Source organism: Vibrio sp. R11-SG3-ISO3-SZ, from assembly GCF_059834345.1.
The window spans coordinates 1-6,384 of record NZ_JCBDGX010000106.1; the positions used below are offsets into that span (position 1 = coordinate 1).

General features: G+C 51.2%; 6 protein-coding genes. 1 reads left to right on the forward strand and 5 read right to left on the reverse strand.

What is annotated here, in order from left to right:
* The 5 genes from AC6R1O_RS13625 to glpA all read right to left on the reverse strand — a co-directional run.
* Positions 1-414 (reverse strand): deoxyribodipyrimidine photo-lyase (locus tag AC6R1O_RS13625; protein ID WP_500657212.1); only part of this gene is annotated, 414 nt, incomplete at its 3' end.
* Between the two features lie 92 nt (positions 415-506).
* Complete coding sequence (locus AC6R1O_RS13630; protein WP_500657213.1) at positions 507-1,088, reverse strand: hypothetical protein; 582 nt, start codon at positions 1,086-1,088, stop codon at positions 507-509.
* Positions 1,089-1,152: 64 nt separating this feature from the next.
* Positions 1,153-2,388, reverse strand: a complete 1,236-nt coding sequence (gene glpC, locus AC6R1O_RS13635; protein WP_500657214.1) for an anaerobic glycerol-3-phosphate dehydrogenase subunit GlpC — start codon at positions 2,386-2,388, stop codon at positions 1,153-1,155.
* Positions 2,385-3,725, reverse strand: a complete 1,341-nt coding sequence (gene glpB, locus AC6R1O_RS13640) for a glycerol-3-phosphate dehydrogenase subunit GlpB (protein WP_500657215.1) — start codon at positions 3,723-3,725, stop codon at positions 2,385-2,387. Before glpB ends, glpC begins: the two co-directional genes overlap by 4 nt.
* Entirely contained in the window at positions 3,712-5,367 is a 1,656-nt protein-coding gene (gene glpA, locus AC6R1O_RS13645; RefSeq protein WP_500632091.1) for an anaerobic glycerol-3-phosphate dehydrogenase subunit A, read from the reverse strand. Before glpA ends, glpB begins: the two co-directional genes overlap by 14 nt.
* A gap of 423 nt (positions 5,368-5,790) precedes the next feature.
* Here glpA and AC6R1O_RS13650 point away from each other — a divergent pair.
* Positions 5,791-6,384: MIP/aquaporin family protein (locus AC6R1O_RS13650; protein WP_500657216.1), on the forward strand; the 594-nt coding region annotated here is incomplete at its 3' end.

Below are 6,384 nucleotides of genomic sequence, written 5' to 3' on the forward strand. Positions count from 1 at the left end.
CTTCGCTCCCCTAATCACTGCGCCCATCGGCGATTCAAACCAAGCAATCTCTTTTTGTTTGAACCATTGGCTCATGCGCCGATCTCGTTGGAAAGTCACATCTAAACCAATTTCTTGATGGGAATAGACGGCGGCAATGGTGTAACACTCCGCCAACGCCTCGAAACACGCTTCTGCTGAACCTTGCAGGCAGTGAACCTCACCCTCAAAGGGGGCCAGTCGCTGATTGAGATCTTGTAGTGACTGCCACACAAAGCGCCAATGCCGCTCACTGTAGTGGGGATTGCCGAGCAACTCTGGCTCAAATAGATACAAAAGTAATGTCGGTCTTCCTGTCTTTAAAGCGCGATTAAGTGGCTCATGATCGCTCAGCCGCAAATCGCGCTTAAACCAGACGACGTTGATAGATTGCATGTGTACTCCTCATTGTTCGAGGGTTTTACGTGCAATCCAAATGAAGCGGTCACTCTTACTTTACCGTCATGTCAACTCTGTTCACGATGAGATCAACGCGGTGAAGACTGCGCCGATTCTAACCGTTTGGCTATTTCCTCTTGCTGCTGAGAGATCGAGTCTAGCGCCTGTGCTGTGGTCTTTATTGCTCCGGCCATTGAGGAGAGATGTGAAGTCGCGCCGAGCAGTGTCGCTTGCATCGGACGCAACACGAACCAAAAAATGGCCGATATTATCCCGATGATGACCACTCCAATCAGTGCGATCGCCACCAGCACTTGCTGGCGCAGCTCATCAAAGAACTGCTGACTTTTTGTGGCGATGGTCTGTTTAGAGTACTGAAACGCGCTTGGCAGTGCCTCCATAGACTGTCTAGAGAGCAATACCAATTCGTTGAGATTGCCAATGGTTTGGTCGAGTTTTTCTTGCTGTTGCCCTGTCAAGTGCTCACTTTGCGCGATGTCTGCAAGCGCGCTACCAATGGTATCTAACGACTGTCGGGTGTCATCCAATGCCCGCTCAACCCCCTCCAACTCTAATGTCATCGACACCTGTACAAAGGGCTGATGCGCCTCCTCCTCTGCATTCACCACTGATGCCAATAGCACCATACTCAAGCCTAGCCACCACTTCATCGCCCTATCCTTTTGATTGTCTGTTCTTTGACATCATAGCGCTAAGCCATCGAAGATGTCGTCTTTAATTACTTGGATAAGGAGATTGAGACTCAAGCACCATCGCCAACAACGTCATCGGGTGGTGACACGCGAGGGAAGTATTTTCTTCAATCTGCCATTTACACGCCTCACAGTCGGTTATCGCATAGTCCGCACCGGATTCTTCCATCGCCGCAAATAAAGGCGCCCCTATCGCCATTGAGGTGGCGTAGTTTTCCGATTTGAATCCATAAGTACCCGCTAATCCGCAGCACTGACTGTCTAACACTATCACGTTTAGACCGGGGATCCGTTTAAGCAGTTCGATGGTAAAAAGATGCTCACCACTCCGCTCAAGGTGGCACGGCGTGTGGTACACCACCACTTTGTTTAATGGTTTGAGTGTCGGCCCCTCGCCTTGCTCAAACGCGCGCAGCAAAAAACGACTGAAAAAATGTACGTCGTTGACAATGGCATCATTCTCAACCCCTAGCACGTGAGGGTACTCCTCTTTCAATGCTAAACAGCAACTGGATGACGTTGAGATCACGCCGTGGCTGGAGCCATGTAACGCAGCGGTCATCTGCTCAACGTTGATTCGCGCGTTTTTACGCGCTTTGTCTAAAAAACCATTGGCAATCAAGGGTACGCCGCAGCACTTTTCTTTATCGAGTAAGGTCACGCCATAATTCATCGCATTTAGGACCGCAACCACATCTTTGCCCAGTTGCGGATGGTTGTAATTGACATAGCAGCCGTGAAAATAGCTCACATGTCGGGAAAACTTTACTTGTGACGACTTGTGCTTTTTAAACCATGCGCGAAACGTGCCTTGGGCATATTTAGGTAAGGACTTGTGGTGATCCACCCCTAAGGTTTTGTCCAAAATAGTTTTGACTGGAATCAGTTGCGTCATCTTGTTGACAACGTGTCCCATCGGCGTGGCCAGTGAACCGAACAAGTCGGTGTGGCTGAGCACGTAATCGCGTACGGTTTTTGGGCTAAGCGTTTTTTTCCCTAAGGAGCCTTTGGCGTTCGCGATCAAATCACCAATGCGAACCCCAGAAGGACAAGCGGTTTCGCATCGCTTGCAGTTGGTGCACATCGACAGGGCCTCATCATAGTAATCTGGGCTTTTGATGCGCAAGCGTTCGCCATCCGGGCCACACTGTTTCGGGCCGGGGTACAGAGGGTTGGTCTTGGCGACCGGGCAATACACGGTGCACACCGTGCATTTGATGCAGTTTTCAAAAGACAATTGACCAACTTGAGCGTTCATACCTCAACCTCCTCTTTAAAAGCTGCGTGTTGATGGCTCTTTGCGATTGCAGTGGCTGCGTGATAAGCGGTGCTGATGGCGACGCCGCCCCCGCAACCTTGCTTAATCGGATCAAAGCCCTGCAACAGAGTGCCAACGCAACGCACGTTGCCCACCGTCTCGCCATTCAGTAGAGGGGAAAAATCGGCATTGGTCTTGACGCCAAACGCCAAGAAAGGTTGGGAGTCGGCAGCAAAAAACGCGTCATTGGCCCAGTGGTCACGCTCGTCATCGGCACTAACGTCAAAGTGAAAACGCGGCTCCTGCACGGCTTGTCTCTCAGCCACCAGTCCACCACTAAAGAAACTGCCGGTCGCCATAATATAGTGAGCCGCACGCAATGGCGTCTTGCTCATCTTCTCGGTATAAATCTGCTCCAGCTGATATCCCGATTCCGACTCGATGAGCTCGCCGCCAACCACGCTGTCACCTTTGAGCACCACGCCACCCAACTGACGAACCGCGCGAGTCAAACACTCTTCAATGCGTATGCCCATCAACGATGGTGGCATGGTCGCCACTTCAAATAACTGTCGCTGTGTCTGCACTCTCAGCTGTTCAAGGAGGATTAGCCCATCGCCATTTCCGAGCAAGGCAGGTATCACCACGGCATCATCCGCTTGAGACACACGTAAAAGTTGGTGAGCGAATTCGTTCAGGACGTGGGGCTGTCGCAATAAGCGCGATAAATCAATAGAGCGCAGATCGCCACATTGACGGCCAAACCCACGCAGCGAAGGCAGGTCTACAGTGATACTGCGGATGGTTTTGCCTGTGAACATCGGTTGCTGCGCAAGGTAATCACGAGTCATGTTGGGGTGAAAATCTCGAAAGCCCGCTATCGATACCACAGTAATTCGGTGAAAAACGCTGAGCGCTGACCCATCAAAATCCGTACACAACGCATAAGGCTGAGAAAACCACGTCGGTTTAAGCGTGCCCACCGTTGTGAGTCTCAAGTGGTTTTCTTCTTGACCTAAGGTGCGCATCGGCAAGCCTTGCTCAGCCATCATAGCGCCGAACCATTGCATCGCTTGTCGCACTTTGTCTGCGCCTAATTTAGCGTAGGGATGCATTGGGCAAGCTTGCGTCAGTTCGTCTATCGCGGGATACGGTAAGCGCACCGCCTGTCCCGTCACTGGCGAGTGGGCGAGCAGATCAATCGAGCCTGATGAAAAATGCATCGCACTTTGCCCACTAGAGACCACCGCTGTCTTAAGGCCCAATTGCAAACAGCGCAGTGCGGCACTGAGGCCGGATAGTCCTGCGCCCATCACAACCACATCATAATTGAGCATCTGTCGCCTCCTCGTTGCGGGTTAACTGTGCGTTATAGTCGGTGGGTTCGATACTCAATAGGCCCTGATAGACCCAATAACTGAACTCGGCCTCACGTAGCGCATCTCCCCATAAAATCGGTTTCACCCCTTTCCAGCGCTCTTCAAGAAACTCGACCAACAGCTCGCCTGATTCTATTCCGCTACATTGGGTAAACTCATCGAAAAGCCCCGCCGCGCGGTAGGTGCAAAGCTCCCCTTGGCAGGGTCCCATTCCAAGACGCGTCCGGCGGCGAAGATCAGTCAGGTTGTGAACATCAAGCTCTTTAATCGCGTATTCGATTTCGCCACTGGTGACCATTTCACACTCACATATCACACTTTGGCTTTGCGGGGTTTTCATGAGATAGCTGATAACGCGTTGACCGTGGCGATCCACCGCGGCTAATTCTGCCGGTTTGGCCTGCAATGCATGGCGACGCTTGGCGGTTTGAGGAGGTTCAGAGCCGGGCAGCGGACGGCGGTGAGTGTCACACTCCGCCACATGACCTAATTTAGTAGCAATCAAATCCGTGGTCATTTGGGCCATCAAGCGGTAGGTCATCAACTTACCACCGGTAATGGTCGTGAAGCCCTTTAGGCCGTCGCGACTTTCATGGTCCACCAACACAATACCACGGCTGATATTTCGACCACTGCCATTGTCATCCAAGGAGACCAAAGGACGCACCCCCGCATAAGCGCGCAGCACACGACTGTGCGCCATGATCGGCGCAAGTTTCGCCCCTTCTTCTAACAGCAAATCCACTTCTTTGGCGCTCACTTCTAAGCGATCGATCTGATCGTAATCAATGTGCTCTGACGTAGTGCCGATGAGCGAAATCGTATCGGCGGGGATCAGAATGTCAGCGTCAGCGGGCTGGCGACACCGATTTAACACCACATTATTGATGCGATAATCGAGCACCAACAGCGAACCTTTCGCTGGGAACATGGTGATATTGAGATCGGCGTATTCGCAAATAGTCTGCCCCCAAATGCCCGCAGCATTGACCACCTGATCAGCCCAGATCTCAAAAGACTCGCCCGAGCGTCTACTTTGGCAGCGTACACCCAGCACTTGATCTGCAACTCGAATAAGCGACGTGACCTGAGTATGGGTAAATAAACGCGCGCCGTGATCTTTGGCATCAAGCACATTGGCGGCACACAAACGAAACGGATCCAAAGTGCCATCGGGCACTTGCACCGCGCCGAGCAGGCTTGGATTTGCATTGGGTTCCAGCTTAAGCGCCTCTTTAGCACTGAGAAGTCTTGTCTCTATGTCAGCGGCTTGGCATGCGTCGACAAAGGTTTTTTGGTACTCAAGACCATCTTCTGGTAATGAGATAAATAACCCGCTGCTGTCTTCAACACAATGGCGCGCAATGCGTTTAAGGATCCGATTTTCTTGAATGCACTCTCTCGCCGAATGCGCATCCGTCACCGCATAACGCGCACCGGAATGGAGTAAACCGTGATTGCGCCCCGAGGTGCCCGCAGCCAAATCATCACGCTCGACCAAAATACAATCGATGCCGCGCAACGCGCAGTCACGCATGATCCCTGCTCCCGTTGCGCCGCCGCCAATAATGACCACCTGAGTTTCAAATCGCGTTGCCATCGCCGACTCCCGTTTGTCTATTCTGCTTTTAGTCTCGCACGGTTTGTGGCTACCGTTTCGAGATCACACTCACAAATGCTCGAACGAACATTAATTGAGTATTTTCACAACATAGATGGAGTAAGAGAAGAATTGATAGTTTTAATGAACAACTGGTGAACAATCAGGTAAAACACTAATAATAAAGTACTATAAGCGAGTATTTCTACGTAATCCAAGATTAACTATTAGTTAACACCACTAATTAACCATGATATTTATGTGGAATAGATAACAAAAACGAACAAAATAAAAACATTTTCGCTCAAATCAACTTCATATGAGAGCGAAGTACCGTTTCATATCCAACCTTTTCTATACACTCACTCGCGCTCAATCGGTTTTTGTTGTACCGAACCAACATCCAACCTTAAGGACATCATTATGGCTATACGTAAAGATCACACTCTATTAGGGCAGTGTATTGCCGAGTTTATAGGAACCGGATTACTCATTTTCTGGGGGGTGGGCTGCGTGGCAGCGTTAGTACTGACAGGCGCTCAATTTGGTCAGTGGGAAGTGAGCATTGTATGGGGCATGGCGGTCGCTCTGGCGGTGTACTGCACCGCAGGTGTATCGGGCGCGCATATTAACCCAGCGGTGACCATCGCGCTTACGGCTTTCCATGGGTTTGAAAAACACAAAGTCATCCCCTACATCGGCTCACAAATCGCTGGCGCGTTTTGCGCAGCGGCGCTCATCTATGGCTTATATGGCAATCTGTTCGTCGAATGGGAACTGGCCAACGGCATCGCAAGAGACACGCCTGAAGCGCTGGCGACCGCCGGTATTTTCTCCACCTTCCCTAACCCATCGCTCTCCTTTGGCGGTGCGATGGCCGTGGAATTTTCCATCACCGCCGTGCTGATGTTTGGCATTTTGGCCTTTGGTGATTCCAACAACGGTGGTGAATCTCGTGGAGCGATGGTGCCGCTATTGATTGGCTTACTGGTCGCAACGATTGGCGGTTCATTAGGG